Origin of the sequence: Caballeronia sp. LjRoot34, from assembly GCF_964253815.1 — a bacterium.
In the GTDB taxonomy this organism is placed as follows: domain Bacteria; phylum Pseudomonadota; class Gammaproteobacteria; order Burkholderiales; family Burkholderiaceae; genus Caballeronia.
Genome location: NZ_CAXUSB020000003.1, coordinates 1,338,444 through 1,360,747, shown reverse-complemented (window position 1 = coordinate 1,360,747; position 22,304 = coordinate 1,338,444). Strand labels below are relative to the sequence as shown.

Here is a 22,304-nt window from a genome sequence, read left to right as displayed (position 1 = left end):
GGCCGTGATTCAACCTCTGCGAAGTCTGTTGCTTTTAATCGGGAAGCGAATATGGACCTGATGCCGACAACACTTCATTGGTTCGATATCGTGATCCGTCTCGCGCTGTCGGTGCTGGCCGGAACATTGGTAGGATTTAATCGCGGCGAGTCAGGCAAAGTAGCCGGGCTGCGGACAACATTGCTCGTCTGCCTGGCCGCCTGTCTCGCGATGCTTCAGGTCAACGCGCTGCTTGCGCAAGCCGGCAAGCAACCCGGGTCGTTCGCTGTACTCGACTTGATGCGTTTGCCACTGGGGATTCTTTCAGGCGTCGGCTTTATCGGTGCGGGGACCATCCTGCGTCAAGACGGTCTGGTGATCGGCGTGACGACTGCCGCGACGCTATGGTTCGTCACGGTCATCGGGTTATGCATTGGTGGTGGTCAATTGCTCCTCGGCTTAGCCGGACTCACGTTAGGCATGATCGTCCTATGGGGTTTCGAGTGCGTTGAGCGTCGCATGTCGCGTGAAAAAACTGCCTTGCTGACTGTCGAATATGACCGGGCGAGTGCGTGCAGGGAACGGCTGACCGAACTGCTTCGACTAGAAGGCTATCGTCTCGCAACCAGGGGCTTTCAGCTAAAGGCAGGAACGGCCACCGTCGAGGAACGTTTCGACGTCCGATGGCGCGGATCGTTCGACGCGTTATCTGCGCCACCGTTTACTGAATCGGCAATGGAAGCCGGTGCGCTGTCCGTTTGCTGGACTCTTGTCAGATGAATTGCCGCCTAGCCGGTTCGCCGTTCGCCGCGAGCGGGTCCACCGCTTGCTGCGATCGATTGAACACCCTATTTCTGTGGGAGAACATCATGAAGCACACGCTAGAAGCTTCTCGCATACCGGAAGAGCATCGCGGCGCAAAAGCAGAAGTAAAGCGAGCGGAACAAGCGAACATGGCTGGAACGCAAGGCAAAGGAGCAGGAACGAATTCGCGCGCCGATCCATCGCCCGACTCAAAGCAAACCGCGCGAGACGTGGAGGAAAAGAACAAACACCCAGCCTCGGAAAATGCGCTGGATTCTTCTCAGGACAAGAATCCCATCCCTCCCGGTTCGACCGCGAACTGAGGGTGCCGCAGGGTCTATCGGCTGGCCGCTCTCGCTGACGACCTCCGATGCGCGCCTGACAAGAGGATCCAAGCTCGGCAAATCACGGGTTGCCAAACGCCCACCGCTCGTCCACTAAGTACCCGAAATTCTATCGTGCCTTGGCGACGCACGCATTGACGTGAAGAGGCGGTTTCGCGTCGTCAAACGGCGGATGCGGCATAAAGCTTTGCACCACGGCCGGCTGGAAAACCAGGCAATATGTTGAGCCGCCGTATTGAAAGTAGCCGAGTTCATCGCCTTTGGCGACCCGCTGTCCGGGAAGCGCCTCGATGACACACGAGGACACATCGGCCATACCGACGAAGATGCAACCTACAAGGCCGATCCGGGGATCATCGCAATCGATCACGATGACCGCTCGCGCAGCAATTGCCGTCGTATAACCCTGCGAATCGTTCAACCCGCCGGGGTCGACGCCCTCCGATTCCGCATTGGAGTAATAGCTGCCGTCGACGTGATACGCCTTGACGATCTTGCCACCGACCGGCGCGTGCCAGCGGTGATAGTTGAACGCGCTAAGAAAAGCCTGATACACACTGCCACCAACAAATTGTTTCGCCAGCGCGTGCTGGTTCGTCGTGAACATCTCTTGCAGTGAGTACGGTTGGGATTTCATCCAGAACTGATCATGCAGTTTGACGTCATGCTGTATGTTGTAGGGAGACGCTTCGCATGCACTGACAATGACCTTGTTGTTATCCGGTTCGGCGACCGGGCGCTCGCCCGGCCGGAATTGCCTCGTGAAGAAATTGTTCCACGATGCGAATCCCCAGTACGGCGCGTCCGGGTCGCATATGAACTGCGACATACCCAGTTGCTTCTGCGCTTCTGGCGAAAACCATCCCTCTGGCGACGAGGTATTCAGATGTGTTCGCGAATGGGGTCCACTAAGGAAACCGCACCAGACGTCAAGTACGCGCTTCAACTGGGCATTGAGCGCGGGGTCGCGAAAAAGCGCGTAGCCCGACGGCATGCACATCGGCCAATCGAGAACCGCGTTCAGCGGGCAATGAATAAGGCTCGCTTCGCTAAAACGCGGCGCGTACGTCATCAGGTAGTCGACAATATCGATCAACTCGTCGATGGTTGAATAACCAAGTTCGTAGCCGGCGGCAATCGCGTCATTGATGGCGCGTGTCAGGTCCATCCGAAGCACCGGATCGTTGCCAATCAGCGTTGCCAGCTCCTCGACTACGCTTACGCGGGGAGCCTGCCCAGCCCGCCGCCGCGCTTTTGCCGCGAGGTCCTTTCTAAACGCCGCTAGCTCCGGTTCTTTCCGCGGCAGCCAGCCGCCCAGGCGACGCCGCTCTGTGAAGGAAACGCTTGAATGACTGGACATGGGGACGGCTCCTGTTGGTTCTTACAGCGGTCAACCTCGCGGCACCACGCTTCGGATTCGACGCAATGCATATGCCAGATAACTACGCGAGTGAATGGACCTGCTAGTCATAGCTCGGTCCGGGCAGACTGACACGCGGCAGCCATACATTTATCGTTCCAGAAATAGAACACTGCTCATCGATATTGCCCGCTACCCGAACCCGTCACGCACGGGTAGCATGCGTTCGACGATCAACGTTTTCGTCCAACGTGTCCATAACTTGAATCTTTTGCGTGGGCTCGCTACCGACGCTGCAAGGAGCCATCGAATGCCCAACCGTACGCTTAAAGCGATCCATCGCGCGCATCGCGACGATATAGCCGACCTGACCACACGGCGTCCTCTGCCGGGGCCGGCGCTACCGCATCTGAATCCGTTCCTCTTTCTGAATCACCACGGCCCACAGGTGTACGCACCGCACAATGGCGGATTGCCATTTGGGCCGCACCCGCATCGCGGATTCGAGACGGTGACTTTCGTCCTCGACGGTAGCCTGGCGCACTCGGACACCGGTGGACACGAGAGCGTCATCGACGCCGGCGGGGTCCAGTGGATGACGGCGGGCAGTGGTCTTATTCATGCGGAGCTCTCGCCGCATCCGTTCATGGAGCACGGCGGACCGCTGGAAATCCTGCAGCTATGGCTGAACCTGCCGGCGCGCCTGAAGATGACGTCGCCTCGCTACGTCGGCCTGCAGGAAAACAATATTCCCGTGGTAAGCACACCCGACCAGGCGGCGCATGTTCAGTTGATTTCGGGCGAATGGCAAGGCGTGCAAGGTCCCATTGAATCGCTGACGAGCACCTTCATGTCCGTCATCCACATGTCGGCTGGTAGCCAGGTCAGATTCGAGAATGTAGGAGGTCGCCAGATCTTTCTCTACGTCGTCCGTGGCAAGGTCGCGATCGAAGGGCAAGAGGTTTCACAGTTCAACCTGGCTGAACTACATGACGACGGTGATGCGCTCGAACTGACCGCAGCGGACGCGTCTGTCCTGCTCTTCGGTCATGCGGAGGCGATCGATGAGCCGATCGCAGCCCGCGGCCCGTTCGTCATGAACACGCAGGAAGAACTGAATCAGGCTGTAGTTGATTTCCACGCGGGTAAGTTCAACGTCCCCGCCGAGTAGCGCATAGCGCATGGCTCAGGCCTGCGCGCAGGAGCAGCTTTACGACACATTCATGCCGGGCTCGCCAGACCAGCGGCCCGGTTCCCACGTAAGGGAGTTTGCGATTCAAGCGAGCGGCGAATCCTCCCAGCCGCCCCCGAGCGCTTTGTAGAGCCGCACCACCGTCAACGACACCTCTGCATTGCTATGCACGAGTGCCGTCTGCGCGTCGAGCAGCGTGCGCTGCACCACGAGCACGTCCAGGAACGTGCTTGCGCCGGCCTTGTAGCGCGATACCGCCGCCCGGTACGCGGTCTGGCTATGCTCGACTGCCGCAGTGAGACTGGCGCGTCTGCGCTGCTGCGCGTCGTACGCAATCAACGCGTCGTCAATTTCCCGCCACGCGTTCAGGACCGTCTTCTGATAGGCCAGTGCCGCCTCCTGCTGCTGCGCCTCGCGCAACTTCAGTGTGCCCTTGAGGCGGCCGCCTTCGAAGATGGGCAGGCTCATCGTGGGGCCGACTGCAAACTGTCGCGCCGCCCACGTGCCGAGCGACGCGAAAGACAGCGATTGCATCCCGATGTTGCCCGAGAGCGTTACATGGGGGTAGAAGTCAGCCTGAGCGACGCCAATGTTCGCAGTGCTGGAATGCAAACGTGCTTCGGCCTGACGGATGTCCGGCCGCCGCCGCGCGAGCTCTGACGGCAACCCGACTGGCACCTGCGCCGGCACCGGCGGCACAGGCCTTGCGCCAGCCAGTTCCGCTGTCAATGTCCCCGGCGGTTGCCCGACGAGCAGGCTGAGCGCATTGACCAGATGCCCCTGCTGCTCTTCAAGCGCGGGCAATTCCGACTCAATAGATGCGACGAGTGCCGACGCCTCCGATACTTCGAGGGTGGTGGCGACCCCTTCGGTGCGACGTCGTTTCGTGAGCTCAAGGCTCTGCTTCGCCAATGTGAGCGACTCGGTCACCGTCGCCGTCGTCGCCTGAACCGCACGAAGCTGGATGTAGCTGGTGGCGGTTTCCGTCAATACGGACACAATTACGCCGTGTCGCATTTCATCGGTCGCGACAATCATCGCATCTGCGGATTCGTTCGCGCGGCGGTTGCGCCCCCACAGGTCCAGCTCCCAGGCTGCGTCGAAGCCGTATTGGTAGAGATTGAACGGTGCGCCTGCTTCGGCGCCCATGACGCTTGCGTTTCCACCGTCCGCCGGTCCGGAGGACTCGCCCTCCTGCCCCAGTACGCCCACGCCGCTCACGCCCGTACGCTGGTAGGCCGCGTTAGCGCCCACGGACGGCAGCCCCGCCGCACCCACAATGCGGCGCTCCCAGCGGCTTTGCAGCAGTCGCGTCGCCGCAACCTGGATGTCGAGGTTGCTTGATACCGCGCGCTGTATGAGCGCGTCGAGCTGAGCGTCGCCAAACTGACTCCACCACTTCGGGTCGATCGACGCATCTACCGGATGGCTCTGCGTCGTCGCACTGGTATGAGGAGTCCATTTTTCGGGCACCTGTGCCTGCGGAGCGACGAAGTTGGGGCCGACCGTACATGCCGTTAGCAAAGCGAAGGAGAGCGTAGTTAGCCCGGCGCGAACCAGGTGACGTGGTTGTCTCGTGGTCATGTGGCTACTCCGATTTCGCCGGACTTCCGGTATTGATGTGCGTGACGACCGACATGCCGACGCGAAGCAGGTTTTCCTGCGGCTGGTCCTGGTCCAGGGCTATCTTCACGGGCACGCGCTGAACGACCTTGGTGAAGTTGCCCGTTGCGTTGTCGCGGGCAACTGGCGAGAACGTGAGTCCCGTTGCCGGCGCGATGCTCTCGACACTGCCCTGCAATAGAAGGTCGGGATACGCATCCACCGTAATCCGGACGCGTTCTCCGACGCGCACGTGCGTCAATTGCGTTTCGCGGTAGTTGCCGACCACGTAGGCCTTGTGCAGGGGCACGACAGCCATGAGCGTAGTCCCTGCATTCACATAGGCGCCCACGCGGACCGAGCGCTGCCCGACGATGCCATCGACAGGCGCTGTGATCGTTGTGTATGACAGGTTCAGTTGCGCCTGTTCCACGGTGGCTTCAGCGCGCTTCACCGTGGCAGCGGTTTCTGCCCGCTGGCTCTTCAGCACGCCCAGTTCCTTTAGCGCCGCGTCGGATGCTGCTGCGTCCCGCGCCCGGATCGCGGACTGCTGCCGCAAAGTAAATTCGGCCTGTTGCTGCTGCTCGATAGTACCGGCGCCGTCCTTCGACAGCCGCTGATAGCGCCCGGCGTTCTGCTGCGCGAAGGTGATAGCCGCATCGTCCGCCGCAATCGAAGCCTTCGCCTGCGCGATGACTGCATCTTGCTTCGCAAGCTGCGCGTCGATGTTGGCCAGCCGTGCGTTGATGGCAACCAGTTCGGCCCGTGCCGTCTGAAGACCGGTCTGAAAGTCGCGGTCGTCGATGCGCGCAAGGGTGGCGCCCGCCATAACGCGCTGGTTATCCTCGACCAGCACCTTGGCAATCTGGCCGGAGACCTTGGGGGCGACCAGCGTGTAGTCGGCAGAGACGTACGCGTCGTCGGTTGACTGTTCGCCCGACTGGCCACGGCCGGTCATCGCGAATACGGCACCCGCGACGGCGAGTACTGCCACCGCAACGCCGGCAGCACGGAGAAATTTCTTGTTCATCGAAACACCTTACTTCGAGGGCTGTATGAAAACGGATTGAGGAGGCAAAGCGCGAACGGGTAGAACCATCAACAGAATGACCAGCGCGAGTGCGATGCCCATAATCAGCAGGTAGGCGTCGGCGAGACTCAGCACGACTACCTGCTCGTGCACCTGGGAGCCAAGTCGAGCGCCTACCGCGGTCTGCGGCAAACGCCCGGCGAGATTGCCCGCACGATCGAGCAGCATGGTCCAGTGGAAGCGCTCACGATGAGCGATGAATACCTCGATGACGGTCGCGCCGACCGCGGTGCTAAGACCACGCACCGTGTTGAACATCGCCGAAGCAAACGGTCCTTCCATCGGCTGCACGACGCCGGTAGCACCCATCAGGATGGGGAGCACGGCAAGCGGTTGGCCCAGCGCCTGCATCGCCTGCAACAGGTAAAAGTTATCGCGTCCCCAGTCGGACGTTAGAAACGAGCCTGCGAAACACGACGCCACCAATAGCGCGAGACCGGTTGCCATGACGAACCGGCTATCCAGCCAGCGGAGATTGCACAGCGCGGCAGCGGCCGGCGCCGCGAGCAACTGCGGAATCGCAATGCTTAGCGCGAGCGGTCCAATCTCCAGTGGCTTGAAGTCCTGTACCTGCCCGAGGTAAAGCGAAGGCAGCATCGAGCCGGACATGAAGACTGTCAGCAAGCCTCCGAGTGCCAGCAGGCCATGCGAGAAATTGCGGCGCGCGAGGATTTGCAGCTTGAATAAGGGCAACGGGTGATGCCACTCGTTAATGCAGAAGACCACGAGCGAAACGGCCGCTGAGCCGAGCAGCACGCAAATGAGCGGCGAGTTGAACCAGTCCAGCCGCTCACCCTGCTCCAGACCTATAACCAGCGCCGCCATGCCACCGCATCCGGTCAGCACGCCCACCCAGTCGAATTGCCGGAAGCGTTCAAGGCGCAGCGGGTCCTGCGGAAGACCGTAGGCAATCATCGCCGCCGCGATCAGGCAAGGCGGGATGATTTGCCAGTACACGAATTGCCAGCCCACCGGCCCCGTCCAGAGTGCGACGAGCGGTACCGCGAGGTTCGGGCCGAACGTCGCGGTCAATGCGTACGCGCTCAGCCCGTAAAGCTTGATTGGCGGTGGCAGGAACCGAAGCGCCACCGTCATCAGGAGCGGCGGCAGCGCGCCGCCGAGCAACCCTTGGGCGATTCGCAGCGCGATGATGGCGTTGAAGCCCTGCACGAAAGGAAACACCGCGCCAAGCAGTGCGAAGAGCAGCACCACGGCCACCGCGAAGCGGCGCAGTGAAAACGTCACGGCGCACCACGCGGACACCATCATTGCAGCCACTTCCGCTGCGGCATAGGCCGCGCGCACCCACGTGCCTTCGTCAAACCCCATGCCGAGTACGCCCCGAACGTCATTCAGCGCGATATCCGTCACGCGGTTATTCAGGCCCGAGGCCAGCGCGGCAATCAGCACGCCCAGAAGGCCAACAATGAGCCGACCGTTAAAAGGTGTGGGTACCGGTGGCGCGGGCGGCGCTCCGCCTACGGCTATGGATTGTGTCGAGGTCATCTCGTGCTCCAACTGAAAGAACGCTCACCGCTGGACGCATGTTAATGCTCGCCATACGGTACTTCAACTCGTATTACGGTACAGATTCAAAATAAGCGCGAAGTCTACCATACGATCCGTTGTATCGTATCGTGGATATTTTGTGACGCACGATCGTACAGACGCGTTAAACTCCAGACTCACCGAAAAGCGACCGACCATGAACGAAAAGCAACAACAGAACGGCGACGACGAACGCGGAAACGGCATTCAGGTCATTGGCCGCGCCGCGAGAATCCTGGATGCCCTTGGCGCTTCCCCGGGCGGCATGAGCCTGGGCGAGATAGCCAAAGTAGTCGAACTGCCCCGTTCGACGGTGCAGCGCATCGTCAACGCGCTCGGGACCGAAGGCCTTGTGCGATCCGATCGCGCGGACGGCGTGCGCCTCGGCCCTTCCTTGCTGCGCCTTGTGGGGAAGCTGCATACCGACGTCGTTGCGGTCGTTACTCCGCATATGCAGGCGCTGTGCGACGAGGTCGCCGAGACGGTGGCGCTCACGCGCATGAGCGGGCGCGAGCTTGCGTTCGTGCATGTCGTCGTCTCCGAGCAAGAGCTGCGCGTTGTGCCGCGCGTGGGCGCAAGCCTGCCGCTTCACAGCACATGCGGCGGAAAGGCTCTGCTTGCGCTGAACCCCGATGAAGAAGTGCTTGAGCTCATGGGAGACACCTACGAGCGCGTCACGCCCCGCACGTTGCACTCAGCCACCGCGTTGACAAAAGAACTTCGAAAGGTGCGCAGTGCGGGCTATGCGTACCAGGAAGACGAGACCGAACCCGGCATCTCGTCGATAGCCGTCGCGATCGACACCATTCTTGGCCGCTACGCCGTCTCGGTGGTCGTGCCAAGCGCGCGATTCGGCCTTAAGCGCGAAATGCTCGCCGCTCAGTTGCTCAAATGCCAGGAGGCGTTGCTCAGCGAGATTGGAAAGGCTTCGGCCGATGCGTGAATCATCTGTCCGCGTCATTCCCGAGAGCCTGCGACTGCGGCTTACGAGCCAGCCCTTGAACGCAGTGCATTGGGCTTCAAAATGGCACAACGACCTTTGCCCAGACGCTCGCGCCCTCCGTACGATTGCGCGCGGCAAATTCCTTTAGCACCTTCAGGTCGAGGCCAACCTTGCCGAACTGATAATGCGCAGCCGGCCCGATGGCAGCCACGCGGCCGCGAAACCCGTCTCCGTCGACAGGCATGCCGTGCTGATAGTCGTCCGTGGTTTGGTTCACGTAGTACCCGTTCACGCCAAGACGCAGGTCTTTCGCGACCGGATAGCTCACCGAATAGTCGAAGTGGAAAATCTGCCCCGACCGGTAATCAGTATCCGCATTGCGTACGTTGAACGTGTACGTGATCTTCGCCGACACTTCCAGACCGTTTGTTGGCAGATAAGTGAAAGCGACGATCGGGCGGAACGAGTAGTAGTTGCCGCCGGTGTTCAGCCCGCGTGCCATGTCATAGCCGCCGACGGGCAGCACGATGTCGACCGCGACCAGCGGGTGAAACGCGCCGACGTCCCAGCCGACAGTCGAGCCCACCGTGACGTCGCCCACGCCGTTGCGATGGTCCTTGCCAGACGCCGAACTGCTTTGCAGCGACGCAACATTGCCAATGGCGAAAGCCCCTACCCGGCCACCCGCGACCTTCAGGTTCGACATATAGAAGAGGCGCGCGGCAAGAACTTCGGCCGAGAAGTTAAAGCCCGGGATCGAAGATTTACCATGGCTGTCATTGAACCGGCTTGCGTGATAGTAGTTGGTGTACAGCACGCCATACCAGCCCGGCTCAGGCAACATGCCCGCAAAGAACCCCTCCGAGCCCTGCCCAATGTTGTCGCCGCCGCCTTCGGTCGCGATGGCGGACTGTGAGAGTGCCGCCGCAAGCGCGACCAGACCGACGAGGATACGTTTCTTGAGCGTTGTCATGCGTGTTACTGCCAGACAGCAGTCTTCAAAAATGGTTTGTTACGTTAATTAGGATGACGAATCCACGGGAACGTCCGTACAGCAGGCGAGATCCATCGGTCCTCGCCCGCGCGCTATTGGTTCATTGCATTTTTAAGTGAAGTGGAGAACGCGGGCGACCACCCGCGATCGTCACGCGGCGTCAGCGGCCCCAAATTGTTCCTGAGCTGCGTGAATCGCGGCGAGTGCAATCGGGAAGCCGGCGGTAATGCCGAGCTGGATAAAAATATCGATGATGGCTTCCCGTGTCACGCCCGCTTTGAGCGCCGAAGCGATGCGAAGCTTCAACACCGCTGCACCCGTCGCACCGAGCGTCGCCAACGAGGTGATCGCCACTATTTCTCGCGTACGGGCGTCGAGCGACGACTCCCCCACCATGTCCGCAAACTCCCACTCCATCACGTAGCGTGTGAAACGCGGTGCCACATCGGCGAGACTCCTGGCGAAAGCGTCCGCTGGAATGCCAAGTGCTTCTTCGAAAATCGCGCTGCCGCGCGCATACCGGCTGCCGGGTTCGGGATGCTGATTGTCTTTCATCGGATACCTCTGGATCGATTTAATTGGATACGCACTTAGCTGTGTTTCGTCAGCGCCTGAACCAGCGAGTTGCCGAAGAGCGTCAGGCAGACCCCTGTCAGCATGACCAGCGCGCCGGCAAGCTTGATACCTGACACCTGACGGGTCATTACGCCGACCAGGCCGAAGTGATCGATTGCGAGCGACGACAGCAGTTGCCCGGCAATCACCAGCGCCAGCATGTTGGCCAGACCAATGCGTGGCGCGAGCAGTACGGTGCAGAAGATCGCAGCCGCGCCGAGCAGACCACCGCCGAAGCGCCAGACTGGTTGCGACGGCAAGCTCACGATCGCAGCCGACAAACCGCCTTTGCCAAGCGCAATTGCCGCGAGCGCCACCGTGCCAATTGAGAACGACACGAGGGCCGCGGCCACCACGTTGCCGCCAAGACCACCCGCGAGTTGGCTGTTGACCGCGGCCTGAATCGAAATGGCCGAGCCGGCGCAGAATGCGATGAGCAGAAAAATCAGGTTCATGTCACATCCATTTTGGTTAGTCTCAGGCCTGCGCGACTTTCGGTGACGCGTCCGCGAACGGGTCGGGAATATAACCGGCGCCAGCGAACAGATGCGCACGGGAAGCTTCCGTCGCCTGCTTGAGTGCCGGGAAATCGAGGCCGAGCAGCTTGCCGCCCGACTTCCGAACGCGGCCGCCCACGATCACCGTATCCACGTTGCTGCGTTCCGCGGCGTGAACGATGGTGCCGATGGCATTGTTCGATGGGTACAGGTTCAGGTCGTCGGCGCGGATAAGCACGATGTCAGCCTTCTTGCCCGGGGTCAGGGAACCCGTTTTTTCATCGAGGCCCGCCACGCGTGCGCCATTGATGGTTGCCGTCTCGAGGATGCTACGTACCGACACTGCCGCCGGCGCCGTTTCATCGCCCCGATAACGACGATTCTGTGCGTGCGCACGCTGCATGAAGTAGGCGGCGCGCATCTCGGCAAACATGTCTCCGCCGTACGAGGCTTCAACGTCGATACTGATGGCCGGCGCAATGCCGTGGTCGATCGCGCGCTGGTACACACACAGCCCTTCTTCCAGACCGTATTGCGCATCCGAGCGCGGGCAGACGTCGACGTTCACACCGGCCTCACGCAGGATTTCCCACTGCTCATCGGAAAGGCCCGTGCAGTGATTGAAAATATTGTCCGGCCCGAGAAGCCCTTCTTTCTGGAGACCCGGCAGCAGCTTGCCCATGTCTTCGCCAAGGAACTCGGTGATGATGCGCAGCCCCACCGCCCGCGCCGCCGCCCACGTTTCGCGATCCCACTGCGACATCATGGCCATCGTGACGAGCCGGTCGTCTGAATCGAAGCGTTCCTGCTTCAGCCGCCCGAGGTCTTGCGGCCAGTGGTGCGCCCATTCCCCCGCGAGCGGCTTGCCCGGTGCATAGACCGCGCGGATGCCGGCGTCTTCGAGCGCATCGACTGAGGCATCCGAGTGCGCCGGGCTTCGGGCATTGTGGGAGTTGTCGACCATGGTGGTGATGCCGGAGTCGATTGCACCTAGCGCCGTGATGAGATTGCCGACGTACATGTCTTCCGGACGGTAGTGCGTCGCGAAGGAGAAGTGCGTCGACCTCAGGTAGTCCATCAGGGTCGGCGAGTTCGGGTCGATACGGCGCAACTGCCCTTCCCATGCGTGACGATGCGAGTCGACGAAACCGGGCATGACGATCATGTCGGTGGCGTCGATGATTTCAGCGCCATCGGCGTCGATCGACGGCGCGATCGCGGCAATGCGGTCGCCCTCAATCAGGATGTCACCGAGCGTGAGGTCGCCCACTTCCTTGTCCATGCTGACGATTGCACCGCCCTTGATCAGGACGCGTTGTTTATCGTCGACCGGTTCGAGCGGCTTGACGATCGAGCGAAGGTGTTCCCATGCGGTCGGCGGGTAATTATCGAGTGACATTGTTCGGTTCCAGCGAATGATCGGGAATGGTTGGAAAGCTGCCCGTCGTCGGACGGGCGAGGAGATTCAGGAAAGGTCCTGCTTCAGGCGTTGGCGCCGCCATCGATTTGCAACACCGTACCGGTGGTAAAGCCGTTGCCGATCACGAAGAGCGCTGCATCGGCGAGTTCGTCAAATGTAGTTGCGCGCGCCGCCCCTAACAATCACCTATAATTTTCATACTCTGTGAAGCTGGGGATACATAATGAGAGGAAGCGATTTCGCCGATGTACGGGCCTTCGTATCGGTCGCCGAACAGGGTTCGTTCGCCCGCGCTGCGGGACAGATGGCGGTGTCACCTTCTGCACTGAGTCAGACTATTCGTGGGTTTGAGGAGCGGCTGGGCGTGCGCCTTTTTAATCGCACGACACGTAGCACCAGCCTCACTGAAGCCGGAGCCCGGCTGCTCGCGCGCATGCAGCCTCTTCTCGCCGAATTCGATGCCGCACTTGAAGATGCGGCCGAGAAAAAGGGGAAACCGTCGGGGACGCTTCGCGTATGCGCGCCGCAAATGGCGATCATTCACCTGCTGCAGCCAATGCTCGGCGTGTTTCAGGAGGAGTATCCCGACGTCGTGCTCGACCTGACGAGTGACGAGAGCCTGGGGGATATCGTTGCGCGTGGTTTTGACGCTGGTATCCGGCTCGGCGAGCACGTCGACCAGGACATGGTGGCGGTGCGCGTGGGTCCCGATCTGCGCCAGATTGCAGTCGCCTCCCCTGAGTATCTGGAAAAGCATGGCGTGCCGCAAACGCCTCACGACCTGCACAACCATCGGTGCATTAACTGGCGCCGGGCGGGGCAGACCAGCGTCTACAACTGGGAATTTGCAAAGGACGGACAGTGGTTTGACGTGTCAGTCAAAGGCACGTTGATCGTCAACGACTGTGCGGTCGCGCTTCAGGCCGCCATCGATGGACTCGGCATCACGGTGTGGACCGAAGACTGGATGGGGCCGCAACTGACGTCGGGGCGTCTTGTCCCTTTGCTGCAAGAATGGTCTCCGTTCTTCCCGGGGTTTTACCTCTATCACCCGAGCCGTACCCGCATGCCCGCAGCGCTGCGCGCGTTCATTGACGTTGTCAAAGGCGTGTCGATGGGAACAGGCGCGACGCCCTCGCCACTCCCGGAAATGCTCGCACCCGGACTACCGTCCGGCGGACAAGCAATCGAAGCGGCTTGAGTGGGTGCATTCGCGCGGCTTGCCAGAATGTCCGAAACTCAACATCCGCAAACCGCCCGGAGGGTTTTCCATCGGATAGATTGAAGGGATGGAGCAAGCGCCGCCGCGCTGCCTCTCACATCCCCTGGAAAGATGATGAATCTGGACGCAATCGACACCGTTATCCAAGAGACCACGCTCGAAGAAATTCGCATCGGCAAGGTCAAGCGCCTTGCGCAAACCACCATCATGACCGGCATCGCAAAATCGGTCTGTCAAGGACCGGTCCGTATCTCCGATGTCCGGATTGAAGGCGACGAACAGGGCGAAGCGGTCATTCACGGCGGCCCGCATAAGGCGGTGCTGCAGTACGCGCGGCACCACTACGATGCATGGAGAAAAGAGCTTCCCGCCAGTGCGCACCTATTCAACCCTGGCGGATTCGGCGAGAACCTTGTGGCTGACGGCTTCGACGAAATGAACATGTGCATCGGCGACGTCGTGGAGGTCGGGTCCGTCGTTCTGCAGGTCGCGCAGCCTCGCCAACCATGCTTCAAACTCAATCATCGGTTTCAACAGACGAGCATGTCGCGCCGCACCCAGGAGTCGCACCGAACCGGCTGGTATTACCGGGTTCTTCGGACAGGTGAGGTGTGCGCGGGTGATCAGATGCGCGTCGTAGAGCGCCCGCACCCACAGTGGACTGTCTCCCGTGTGCAGGACATTCTGTACTCCGATACACAGAACTTGCCCGCCATCGCCGAGCTCGTTGAACTCGAAGAGTTGGCGCCGGACATGCGCGCATTGTTGAGAAAGCGGCTTGAATCGATGGAAGTCGAAGAGTGGAATTCGCGCCTGATCGATGAAGAGACGAGCGCCATCGAATCTCTTTCAACCGACGAACGCTGGACAGAGGTGACGGTAAAGAGCGTCACGCTCGAAAGCGCCACGGTGCGTTCCTTCGAACTCGTGGCCGCGTCCGGAAAACGGCTTCTTCCCTCCACGCCGGGCGCTCACGTCAAGGTGAAGTTACCCAACGGGCTTGAGCGCGCGTACTCGCTCTGCGAGAACTCAGACGGCAGGGCCTACCGGATAGGAGTGGGACTCTCGCCATCGAGCCGCGGCGCATCGAAGTGGCTACACACAAATCTGAAGGCGGGTGACACGTTGAAGGTGTCCGAGCCCATCAACACCTTTCCCGTAGAGGAAGGCGCAGGGTTCCATCTTATGATCGGCGGGGGTATCGGCATTACCCCGTTCCTGTCGATGATCCAGCACTTCCGTGCGACCGGCGCGAGGTTCCTCCTGCATTACTGCACGCGCTCGGAGAAAGAAGCCGCCTTCGTTGAGCAGCTCGGCGAGCTGAAGGCACGCGAGGTACGCTTTCATTTCGACGGTGGCGCGCCTCAACGAGGCATCGATCTCGACGCCGTTCTGGAAGGGCTCGATTCGGACACGCACGTCTACTGCTGCGGACCAGAGGGATTGATGAAGGCGCTGCAGTCGAAGCCCACCCGCTTGCCGCTCAAGAACTTCCACTACGAAGCGTTTTCCGCGTCGGGCGTGGATGACGGCGCCACAGCCTTCTCGGTCAGAATCGCGTCGTCCGGGCAGACCCTCGAGGTGGCCGCCCGCCGCACCGTTCTGGAAGTGCTAAGGCAACACGCAGTCGACGTCCCTTCCTCGTGCGAATCAGGATCATGCGGGACCTGTGTGGTGGGCTACCGCGATGGGGTCATCGCTCACAACGACTATTGCCTCTCTCCCGGTGAGCGCCGGACGAAGATGGCCGTGTGCGTGTCCCGCGCGAACTCGGGGTGCGTCACGCTCGACATCTGAGAACGAGTTCGAGCGTCGAGCGTTACCAAATGCTGCTGTTCAGATACTTCAGCGGCGATTCGCCCGTTACCGCCCGGAATGCCGCGATGAATGCCGACGGGCTGCTGTAGCCCGCGGAGCACGAAGCCGTTTTCACCGACCGCCCGGACAGAAGAAGTGCGATGGTTTCCGCCAGTTGCACGCGAGTGCGCCACTGCCGGAAGCTCATGCCGACTTCATCATGGAAAATTCGCGACAGCGTGCGCTCGCTCGCGCCAAACTGCTCACCCCACTCCTTGAGCGTACGCTGGTCGTGTAACGCATTGATGAGACGGAACGCGATGGGTCTGGCGCGTCGATCACCCGGAATCGGAACGCCGGACAAATAGCCCAGCAACGCGTCCTCCGGCGAGTGGACCTCATCCCGCCCCGGCGCCTCGAACGATGAAAGTACCCGGGCCGCCAGATCACCCTCGGCCATCAATGCGTCCCGACCCAGCCGGCAAATTTTCGGGTGGACGGCATGTGCCGGCTCGCCCGGCGTGCTCTCGGGTTGCCTTACGCAAATGGTGCTGAGGGTAGTGGTCGTGTTAGCCACCACCGTATGCACGACCCCGGCCGGCACAAGTGCCGCAAAACCTTCCGGCACTACGCTTAGCCAGTCGCGAACGAGCAGCGCTACGACACCTTTGGATGGGCATAACACCTGGGCGAAGTCGTGAGAGTGCCAGCCGACCACAAGGCCGTTATCAAGCGTCTCCGCCAGCGATAGCTGTGGAAATTCCGGTGTCAGACTGACGTCCCGCGACGCCGACTCCACGAGCCTCGGCTTTTGCCACTGTCCATTCATTGGCCGCTCCAACGTACTTTTGCGCTGTGAACGACCCATCATATTCGAGAAATCCCTGGTGCGTTTCGCTCGTGTACCCCCGGACACGATGCGCCGCCTCCTCCATGCACCGCATCGAATGATTTGATGGGACGCACGCCCTCTTTGGGTGCGCGCCCGCTCTTGCATAGGGCGCAATCTCGCGAGTCATATGAAGATTAGATAGGCGAAGTGAATTGTGGCGGGAAGTCGATACCCCACGCGGTTGTACGCGGATATTTGACTTCTTAGAGTGGACTCACTGACTGCCAACCCCAGGCTGCCGAGCATTCGAAAAGCGATTCGGCCAGTGCCCCCTTCCGATACCGGAGTACGTGATGCTAAGAGACTATTTCCCGCACTGGGATGTTCCTGTCAACCGTCATCCGGACCAACCGATCGCGCCCGATGAACGATTGCCCTGGGGACAAACCATTGCGATGGGTATGCAGCACGTCGTGGCCATGTTCGGTGCGACAGTGATTGCACCGCTCATCATGGGATTTGACCCGAACGTGGCGATCCTCATGTCCGGCGTCGGCACGTTGCTGTTCTTCGTGATCGTGGGCGGCCGCGTGCCAAGCTATCTGGGTTCCAGCTTCGCATTCATCGGGTCGGTGGTCGCCGTAACCGGATACGCCGGTCACGGCATCAACCCTTCGCTACCCGTCGCCCTCGGCGGCATTATTGTCTGCGGAATTCTCTATTCGCTCATCGGCCTGCTTGTCATGGCCGTCGGAACCCGCTGGATCGAGCGGGTCATGCCACCGGTCGTCACCGGCGCGGTAGTGTCCGTGTTGGGGCTGAATCTTGCGGGCGTCGCGGTTAAAGGAATAAGTACGAACCTCTTTGACGGTCTGTTCGCGCTTGTGACCATTGTGCTCATCACTGCGGTGGCGGTGCGCGCGAAGGGCCTTTCACAACGTCTGATGCTGCTGCTCGGCGTGTTTGCCGCCTATGTGCTGTACGCGATCGTGACCAATGGACTCGGCTTTGGCAGGCAAATCGACTTCTCGGTTGTCGCCAACGCCGCCTGGATCGGCTTGCCAAAATTCTCGTCACCGACATTCTCGTCGCACGCAGCATTGATGATGGCGCCGATCGCGATCATTCTTGTTGCGGAAAACCTTGGCCACGTAAAGGCGGTCGGCGCCATTACGGGGCGCAACCTCGACGGCTACGCGGGACGCGCTTTTCTCGGCGATGGGTTGGCAACGATGCTCTCTGGCGCCGTAGGCGGTACAGGGGTGACCACCTACGCGGAGAACATCGGCGTCATGGCGGTGACCAAGATCTACTCGTCGCTCACTTTTGTCGTCGCGGCACTGGTTGCCATCCTGCTGGGCTTTTCACCGAAGTTCGGGGCGCTCATCCTGACCATTCCTGCAGCTATCATGGGCGGTGTATCGGTTGTGGTCTTCGGCCTGATCGCGGTCGCCGGCGTGCGCATCTGGATTAACCATCACGTCGACCTGTCGTCCAATAGCAACCTCATCGTAGGCGCAACGATTTTCATTCTCGGCACGGGCGATTTCACGCTCAAGTTCTTTGGCTTCTCGTTGGGCGGTATTGGCACCGCGACCTTCGGCGGCATCGCGTTGCACGCGATTGCCTGTGCGCTCACCCGCGAAAAGACTGAGCCGGTCGCGGAGGTTCACCCCGATGAGCATGTCATTCACAGCCTTTGAGCGCTCGTTCGACCTCGTCAAGTTCGGCGACCACTTCAACCTGCGGCGGCGCACAGAACTCATCGTGATGCTGGCGGACAAGGGTATTGTGCTCGGGGCGCTTTCAGTCACGGTCCTTCGCGAGATAGCCACTTCTATTAGTTTCACTTAAGCGCCGAAGTTTCACTTAAGCCTACAGATTTTCATAGCACAATCAAAGACTTACGAAACACCCGGTCGCGAGCACCTCAACATCCCCTGTTATTTAGCCAGTCGCTTCTGACTGCGACGTTGGCGACGCGAACTTCGAATAGTTTCACTTATGGACGGTCTGGGGAAGCGATGCCCGCTTCCCCAGACCCTAGTCACAGCCCCTTCTGCACCAGCCTGCGCTTCCGATAGACCACCTTCACCTGATTGATTTGCTCGGTGGCAGCCGTGCCGCCAACGTTGGCCAACTGTACCCCTGGAGTCAGTGCCGGTTCGTCGCCAGCGTCGCTGATAGCACGACCGCAAACTCGAGCGCAAAATTCCTCAGGAAGCGTTTGCTCGTCCACTACGTTAATTTTTCGAGCCGAGAACGAACTAACATCGAGAATATGGAGAGCATCCTCCTCGCTTATCTGCATCCCGGTCATCAGCACCTGAGCTTGAACTCTCCGCCGTTCGCGCAATTGCGATTCGCTGAGTTCGTGGTCCCAGACGGTGAGGCGAACGTCATTTGACAGATATGCTTGGCGTATGACGGTGTAGCTTTCATACCCGCAAAGCTGCGCGGTGAGGTTGTATGCGCGACCCACGCACAATGCTTCCTTGCCGAGCAGCTTCCGGAGCCTTTTGCCATGCTTCTTGACGGAATCAAGAAATGGCGGGAAGAAGAAGGCGGTGTCTTCGGACGATGACGGACGATTCCAGTCTACTGTAGCCATGTCAGGCTCCTTGTCGGTGATGGTGCCGCGCCGCGTGCGCCACGATTGCGGAGCGATATCCACATCGCTCCGCCACATGACGCAATCACGTCAGGGTAGTGCGATGCGACTTTGCGATTGAGCAATCTCCAGCAGCCGAGCCTCGAGGTCGTCGTCATACGCCTGTTCGGCTAACGAGCCAGGAAACGGCTGAATCACGATGCTGAGGCTTTCCTCAACGACCGTTCCTACGACAGTGATGTCGTTTGGCTGGTCGTCCAAGGAACCTTGCGCTCGCTGGAGTTCCGCGAGCCTCTGCGCATCCCGGCGAGCCTGTGCGGCCTCGCGAGCCAGCGGGACAGTAGGGCCGTGGAACACCGTGGCCGCCGATGCTTGCCGGGATTTTTCGACCTTCTCAATCTTCTTATTCGGTTTGTGTTGCAGCAGAGCACGGCTGCGGCTTTGTTTCGGCGCTGCTTTTACCACCTGCGTTCTGTCGTCGAAGTTCCGTAGCTCCAACGCCTTCCACGCCATGACGCCTATCATGAACTTGTCTTCCTCAACCAATTCAAGCTCGCCAATTTTTCCATCATCGCCGCGCCATTGAAGGCGGTCGGCGTAAGGACCGACCCGTTTGTACTCGATTGAAAGCGTCCCTCGTGTCTTCGCCTTCTTGTCCATATGCTTGTCATAGAGCGCCTCAAGCTCATCTGAGCGCCAACGTCTCCCAAGGTATCGAACCTTGCCAGCGCGTACACTCGCTTTTCGCCAAGGTATGAATCGCAGCCAAATGTCAAACGGGCCCCACTCACGCCGCTGGTCACCGGCTCGGTTTTCTGGACGCTGGTAGAAGGCCCAAAGCGAATAGGGGTGGATTCGAACGCCCTTTTCTCTCATATCTTCGCTGCGCAGATGACGTTTATTCGCGTACAGGTTCACATGCTGCATCGCCATCAGAAGGAATGTCTCTAATTGTTCGACCGTAATGGCCTCATCGCCTGCTTTGATGCGCCGCAATTCGCGCGAGAAGATGTCTCTCTGTCGTGAGAATGCACCCTTCAACTCGAGAAACAGATGCACCATCACGTTGTTGAGGCTCTCCCCTACCGACTTCAAGTCGCCCCGGGCGGGAGGAGCGACAAACTGCGTGAGGCCCATTTCTTCGCAAGCGGTCGCGATGACTTCCTTCGTCATACCAGCGTTGTCGAAAAAGACAGCGTCGATGTTTCCGTGCAGCAGTCCGCGGGTGTTTTCCAAGCCCAGTTGCTGCGCACGTTCAGCCTTTGGCATGTATACAGATGCGATACATCGACGAAATGATTCAGCTCTCTCGTGTCGCATTTCAATCTCATAGCCTACGACCGCTCCGGTACGCCGAGACACCGCGAACATGATGGTTACAAACACATTCTGCAGCTTGCCAGCAATCATGGCGCTTACTGGAATCTTGGCAACGAAGCCGTCGACGTCGACCACTTCGAGGTTGAAGCCGAATGTCATCCAGCTCGACTGACCTGTCCTCGACTTTGCGTATTGCTCTGTGAGACGCGGCCCAAGCCTTCTTTTCTCCGCATCGTTTTTCTCGAGAATATGCTCCCTGCAGTAGTACAGGAACCGACCTTCGCCGGGAAGTAGTCGCTTGGGGTATCGCCCGTATTGCTCCTCGACCATGCGGGCATATGTCACGGGTAGCGACTGCTTATCTTGAATATGAAAGGTGACGACCGCAAAGACAAACTTGACGATGTCCGACGGCCGGATAGGCCCGTGCCGTTGAGAACATTCTTCCCCGGTTATTTCGGACCGCATCTCGTCTTGCTCTTCTTGAAACGTCAGGGGTCCCGGCCGCCTGACATTGATGCCAACGCGCGAGGCTCCCGGCCCCCCTTGGCGCCGCGTCAGCCTGACCATCGCGCGTTTTACTCCACCGAAATACACGTAGCGGTAGAACAGTTCGAGCACATATGTCTGATACCCCATAGGTTGCTTCAGACTTTTGCAGACGTATGTCAGCGCAGCAGCCCGTTCGCCAGGGTCCGTTTGAACGAAGGGATTGAAAAGGCGGAGGTTGTGACCTTCGTAGGCAATGTCGACACAGCAGAAGGATTCGACGATTGATTTCCGACGCTCGGCACCTACCAAGCTCGACTTTGGCAGCTCTTTACTGGGGTCCGATACCTCGACAGGCGTGATTGTGTCCTGAACCTGGTAAGCATCTTCTAGTGCGGCTTTAGGTCCGGATAACTCCCATTTTTCCCACGCGCCCACTCCAATGGGTGTGGAGTCGGCGGCAATTTTGAGAACGTGCATGCGGCGGCTCTGCGGGTCCCACGTGACTGCACGGTAAGCCACACTTTCGCGGTCACGCGCACGGCGGAACAGCGCAAATCTAAAGAGGTTGCCTGGCCAGGCGCCAAGATGATGAAGGTCGAGTATCCGCCGGCCCAGCATTGTGTCGGTCACGTTGCGTACCGCCGGCGAAAAATCTGAATCTGGCATTTACATTCTCCTAGGAATGTTGACGCCAGGCATGCTGTTGCGGAGAACAACATGCCTGGTGACTGCTCAACGAATCAGTGCGATGGGCTCATGAAGCTTGAGACGCCTGCTGTGGTCCAGCGTGAGGAACCCATATGCGACCGCGACTGCGAAGAGCCTGAACCCTTCATCTGGTTCAATGCACAATCGCTTCGAGATACGCTTGACGACCGAAGACATCTTTCCTTTCGCGCTGCTCTGATTCAGACACCGAGCGAAGATGCGTGCCGACTCGTAAGATGAGAGAGCGTCTGTGTACCGCATGAAGGAGTGCAGCAACATATAGTTCTCAACCTCGATGCGCGGAATCTCGTTGGCGCGAATGAGTTCCCAGGTCCAACCACGCACGGCCATCGCCGTTCGTTCTCTGTCTTCGCGCTCTCGGTCCTTTGGCGAAGGGTCATAGCCGGCGTGCTTTACTGAGATGGCGTGATAGCGAGGCGTGTTGCTGCCGGGGAGTATGTAAGTGAGGACTAGGTCAATGGTCATCACCTGTCTTCTCACCATGCGCTCTCCAGATGCATTCGCACGCCAGAAGTCCGCGGGGTCGTAGACCGGATACTGCTCGCGCAGGTCAATCACGTACGGGTTGAACATGTGTGCGACTTGAACGGCGAGTTCACCCATCGACAACATCTCAAATCGCCTGCGATATTTGACTCCCCGCATCGTCGCCCGGGTGCCGATAGACATTGGCGTACGAGCTTCCAGCATAGGCTCGTAATCCTCGCCTGTCGGCCATCCATAGTCGTCAACCGGCGGCAGCATGACGTTGGGCGGAGTCTCAAACGGTAGAGGCAAATCGCGAAGATGAAAGTGCGCGGGCTTGCTTCTGACCTTATCCGGCCTTGAGCGCAAGCTGACATCGGCCCACTCACGTCTGATTTCAATCGGAACGAATGACCGACCTAGCATCTCTGGCGCGTGCTCGATTCCC

General features: G+C 59.9%; 20 protein-coding genes. 8 read left to right on the top strand and 12 right to left on the bottom strand.

Translation table 11 applies throughout. The features are described from left to right. Positions 1–51 precede the first annotated feature (51 nt). Positions 52–759 (top strand): MgtC/SapB family protein, encoded by a 708-nt coding sequence (locus tag ACSQ36_RS37055; protein ID WP_436185950.1) that lies wholly within the window; start codon positions 52–54, stop codon positions 757–759. A 59-nt stretch (positions 760–818) separates the two neighbouring features. Then, complete coding sequence (locus tag ACSQ36_RS37050; RefSeq protein ID WP_436185949.1) at positions 819–1,106, top strand: hypothetical protein; 288 nt, start codon at positions 819–821, stop codon at positions 1,104–1,106. A gap of 130 nt (positions 1,107–1,236) precedes the next feature. Here ACSQ36_RS37050 and ACSQ36_RS37045 read toward each other — a convergent pair whose 3' ends face one another. Beyond that, complete coding sequence (locus ACSQ36_RS37045) at positions 1,237–2,487, bottom strand: phosphatidylserine decarboxylase family protein (RefSeq protein WP_436185948.1); 1,251 nt, start codon at positions 2,485–2,487, stop codon at positions 1,237–1,239. 310 nt (positions 2,488–2,797) lie between these two features. On the opposite strand from ACSQ36_RS37045, the gene ACSQ36_RS37040 reads away from it, so the two are divergent. Beyond that, positions 2,798–3,658, top strand: a complete 861-nt coding sequence (locus ACSQ36_RS37040; protein ID WP_436185947.1) for a pirin family protein — start codon at positions 2,798–2,800, stop codon at positions 3,656–3,658. A gap of 105 nt (positions 3,659–3,763) precedes the next feature. On the opposite strand, the gene ACSQ36_RS37035 is transcribed toward ACSQ36_RS37040, so the two are convergent. Genes ACSQ36_RS37035 through ACSQ36_RS37025 form a run of 3 tightly spaced genes read right to left on the bottom strand, consistent with a single transcriptional unit; the run spans position 3,764 to position 7,877 of the window. Next, positions 3,764–5,263, bottom strand: coding sequence for an efflux transporter outer membrane subunit (locus ACSQ36_RS37035; RefSeq protein ID WP_436185946.1), 1,500 nt, complete (start codon positions 5,261–5,263; stop codon positions 3,764–3,766). A 4-nt stretch (positions 5,264–5,267) separates the two neighbouring features. Next, entirely contained in the window at positions 5,268–6,311 is a 1,044-nt protein-coding gene (locus tag ACSQ36_RS37030; RefSeq protein ID WP_436185945.1) for an HlyD family secretion protein, read from the bottom strand. Positions 6,312–6,320: 9 nt separating this feature from the next. Continuing rightward, a complete protein-coding gene (locus ACSQ36_RS37025) occupies positions 6,321–7,877 on the bottom strand; it encodes an MFS transporter (protein WP_436185944.1) in 1,557 nt (518 codons plus the stop codon). A gap of 199 nt (positions 7,878–8,076) precedes the next feature. On the opposite strand from ACSQ36_RS37025, the gene ACSQ36_RS37020 reads away from it, so the two are divergent. After that, positions 8,077–8,862, top strand: a complete 786-nt coding sequence (locus ACSQ36_RS37020; RefSeq protein ID WP_436185943.1) for an IclR family transcriptional regulator — start codon at positions 8,077–8,079, stop codon at positions 8,860–8,862. 76 nt (positions 8,863–8,938) lie between these two features. On the opposite strand, the gene ACSQ36_RS37015 is transcribed toward ACSQ36_RS37020, so the two are convergent. The 4 genes from ACSQ36_RS37015 to ACSQ36_RS37000 all read right to left on the bottom strand — a co-directional run bounded on the left by ACSQ36_RS37015 (position 8,939) and on the right by ACSQ36_RS37000 (position 12,367). Continuing rightward, on the bottom strand, positions 8,939–9,835 hold the full coding sequence (locus ACSQ36_RS37015; RefSeq protein ID WP_436185942.1) for a SphA family protein: 897 nt from the start codon (positions 9,833–9,835) through the stop codon (positions 8,939–8,941). Positions 9,836–10,006: 171 nt separating this feature from the next. After that, a complete protein-coding gene (locus ACSQ36_RS37010; RefSeq protein WP_436185941.1) occupies positions 10,007–10,411 on the bottom strand; it encodes a carboxymuconolactone decarboxylase family protein in 405 nt (134 codons plus the stop codon). 35 nt (positions 10,412–10,446) lie between these two features. After that, complete coding sequence (locus ACSQ36_RS37005; protein WP_436185940.1) at positions 10,447–10,926, bottom strand: DMT family transporter; 480 nt, start codon at positions 10,924–10,926, stop codon at positions 10,447–10,449. 22 nt (positions 10,927–10,948) lie between these two features. Then, on the bottom strand, positions 10,949–12,367 hold the full coding sequence (locus ACSQ36_RS37000) for an amidohydrolase family protein (protein ID WP_436185939.1): 1,419 nt from the start codon (positions 12,365–12,367) through the stop codon (positions 10,949–10,951). A gap of 244 nt (positions 12,368–12,611) precedes the next feature. Here ACSQ36_RS37000 and ACSQ36_RS36995 point away from each other — a divergent pair, with 244 nt between their 5' ends. Then, positions 12,612–13,589 carry a LysR substrate-binding domain-containing protein gene (locus ACSQ36_RS36995; RefSeq protein WP_436185938.1) on the top strand — a complete coding sequence of 326 codons (978 nt, stop codon included), beginning with the start codon at positions 12,612–12,614 and terminating at the stop codon, positions 13,587–13,589. Positions 13,590–13,721: 132 nt separating this feature from the next. Continuing rightward, on the top strand, positions 13,722–15,407 hold the full coding sequence (locus ACSQ36_RS36990; RefSeq protein ID WP_436185937.1) for an MOSC domain-containing protein: 1,686 nt from the start codon (positions 13,722–13,724) through the stop codon (positions 15,405–15,407). 22 nt (positions 15,408–15,429) lie between these two features. Here the strand turns inward: ACSQ36_RS36990 and ACSQ36_RS36985 are convergent, their stop codons facing one another. Further along, complete coding sequence (locus ACSQ36_RS36985) at positions 15,430–16,236, bottom strand: AraC family transcriptional regulator (RefSeq protein WP_436185936.1); 807 nt, start codon at positions 16,234–16,236, stop codon at positions 15,430–15,432. A gap of 356 nt (positions 16,237–16,592) precedes the next feature. Between ACSQ36_RS36985 and ACSQ36_RS36980 the strand changes: the two genes are divergently transcribed. Continuing rightward, positions 16,593–17,942 carry a solute carrier family 23 protein gene (locus ACSQ36_RS36980; protein ID WP_436185935.1) on the top strand — a complete coding sequence of 450 codons (1,350 nt, stop codon included), beginning with the start codon at positions 16,593–16,595 and terminating at the stop codon, positions 17,940–17,942. Further along, positions 17,917–18,093: a hypothetical protein gene (locus ACSQ36_RS36975; protein WP_436185934.1), complete on the top strand. Its 177-nt coding sequence runs from the start codon at positions 17,917–17,919 to the stop codon at positions 18,091–18,093. The genes ACSQ36_RS36980 and ACSQ36_RS36975 overlap by 26 nt, the downstream gene beginning before the upstream one ends. Before the next feature lie 193 nt (positions 18,094–18,286). Here ACSQ36_RS36975 and ACSQ36_RS36970 read toward each other — a convergent pair whose 3' ends face one another. From ACSQ36_RS36970 to ACSQ36_RS36960, 3 genes are all read right to left on the bottom strand, one after another. Next, a complete protein-coding gene (locus ACSQ36_RS36970; protein WP_436185933.1) occupies positions 18,287–18,850 on the bottom strand; it encodes a hypothetical protein in 564 nt (187 codons plus the stop codon). Between the two features lie 90 nt (positions 18,851–18,940). Next, complete coding sequence (locus ACSQ36_RS36965; protein WP_436185932.1) at positions 18,941–21,328, bottom strand: hypothetical protein; 2,388 nt, start codon at positions 21,326–21,328, stop codon at positions 18,941–18,943. A gap of 66 nt (positions 21,329–21,394) precedes the next feature. Next, a complete protein-coding gene (locus ACSQ36_RS36960) occupies positions 21,395–22,081 on the bottom strand; it encodes a hypothetical protein (protein WP_436185931.1) in 687 nt (228 codons plus the stop codon). Positions 22,082–22,304: the final 223 nt, after the last annotated feature.

Bases quoted from the DNA above. Each gene is read 5' to 3' on its own strand.
- ACSQ36_RS37000 (WP_436185939.1), bottom strand. From the start codon at position 12,367: ATGTCACTCGATAATTACCCGCCGACCGCATGGGAACACCTTCGCTCG.
- ACSQ36_RS37015 (WP_436185942.1), bottom strand. From the start codon at position 9,835: ATGACAACGCTCAAGAAACGTATCCTCGTCGGTCTGGTCGCGCTTGCG.
- ACSQ36_RS36970 (WP_436185933.1), bottom strand. From the start codon at position 18,850: ATGGCTACAGTAGACTGGAATCGTCCGTCATCGTCCGAAGACACCGCC.
- ACSQ36_RS36985 (WP_436185936.1), bottom strand. From the start codon at position 16,236: ATGAATGGACAGTGGCAAAAGCCGAGGCTCGTGGAGTCGGCGTCGCGG.
- ACSQ36_RS37055 (WP_436185950.1), top strand. From the start codon at position 52: ATGGACCTGATGCCGACAACACTTCATTGGTTCGATATCGTGATCCGT.
- ACSQ36_RS36965 (WP_436185932.1), bottom strand. From the start codon at position 21,328: ATGCCAGATTCAGATTTTTCGCCGGCGGTACGCAACGTGACCGACACA.
- ACSQ36_RS36975 (WP_436185934.1), top strand. From the start codon at position 17,917: ATGAGCATGTCATTCACAGCCTTTGAGCGCTCGTTCGACCTCGTCAAG.
- ACSQ36_RS37035 (WP_436185946.1), bottom strand. From the start codon at position 5,263: ATGACCACGAGACAACCACGTCACCTGGTTCGCGCCGGGCTAACTACG.
- ACSQ36_RS36995 (WP_436185938.1), top strand. From the start codon at position 12,612: ATGAGAGGAAGCGATTTCGCCGATGTACGGGCCTTCGTATCGGTCGCC.
- ACSQ36_RS37030 (WP_436185945.1), bottom strand. From the start codon at position 6,311: ATGAACAAGAAATTTCTCCGTGCTGCCGGCGTTGCGGTGGCAGTACTC.
- ACSQ36_RS37005 (WP_436185940.1), bottom strand. From the start codon at position 10,926: ATGAACCTGATTTTTCTGCTCATCGCATTCTGCGCCGGCTCGGCCATT.
- ACSQ36_RS37010 (WP_436185941.1), bottom strand. From the start codon at position 10,411: ATGAAAGACAATCAGCATCCCGAACCCGGCAGCCGGTATGCGCGCGGC.
- ACSQ36_RS37025 (WP_436185944.1), bottom strand. From the start codon at position 7,877: ATGACCTCGACACAATCCATAGCCGTAGGCGGAGCGCCGCCCGCGCCA.
- ACSQ36_RS36980 (WP_436185935.1), top strand. From the start codon at position 16,593: ATGCTAAGAGACTATTTCCCGCACTGGGATGTTCCTGTCAACCGTCAT.
- ACSQ36_RS36990 (WP_436185937.1), top strand. From the start codon at position 13,722: ATGATGAATCTGGACGCAATCGACACCGTTATCCAAGAGACCACGCTC.
- ACSQ36_RS37040 (WP_436185947.1), top strand. From the start codon at position 2,798: ATGCCCAACCGTACGCTTAAAGCGATCCATCGCGCGCATCGCGACGAT.
- ACSQ36_RS37045 (WP_436185948.1), bottom strand. From the start codon at position 2,487: ATGTCCAGTCATTCAAGCGTTTCCTTCACAGAGCGGCGTCGCCTGGGC.
- ACSQ36_RS36960 (WP_436185931.1), bottom strand. From the start codon at position 22,081: ATGCTGGAAGCTCGTACGCCAATGTCTATCGGCACCCGGGCGACGATG.
- ACSQ36_RS37020 (WP_436185943.1), top strand. From the start codon at position 8,077: ATGAACGAAAAGCAACAACAGAACGGCGACGACGAACGCGGAAACGGC.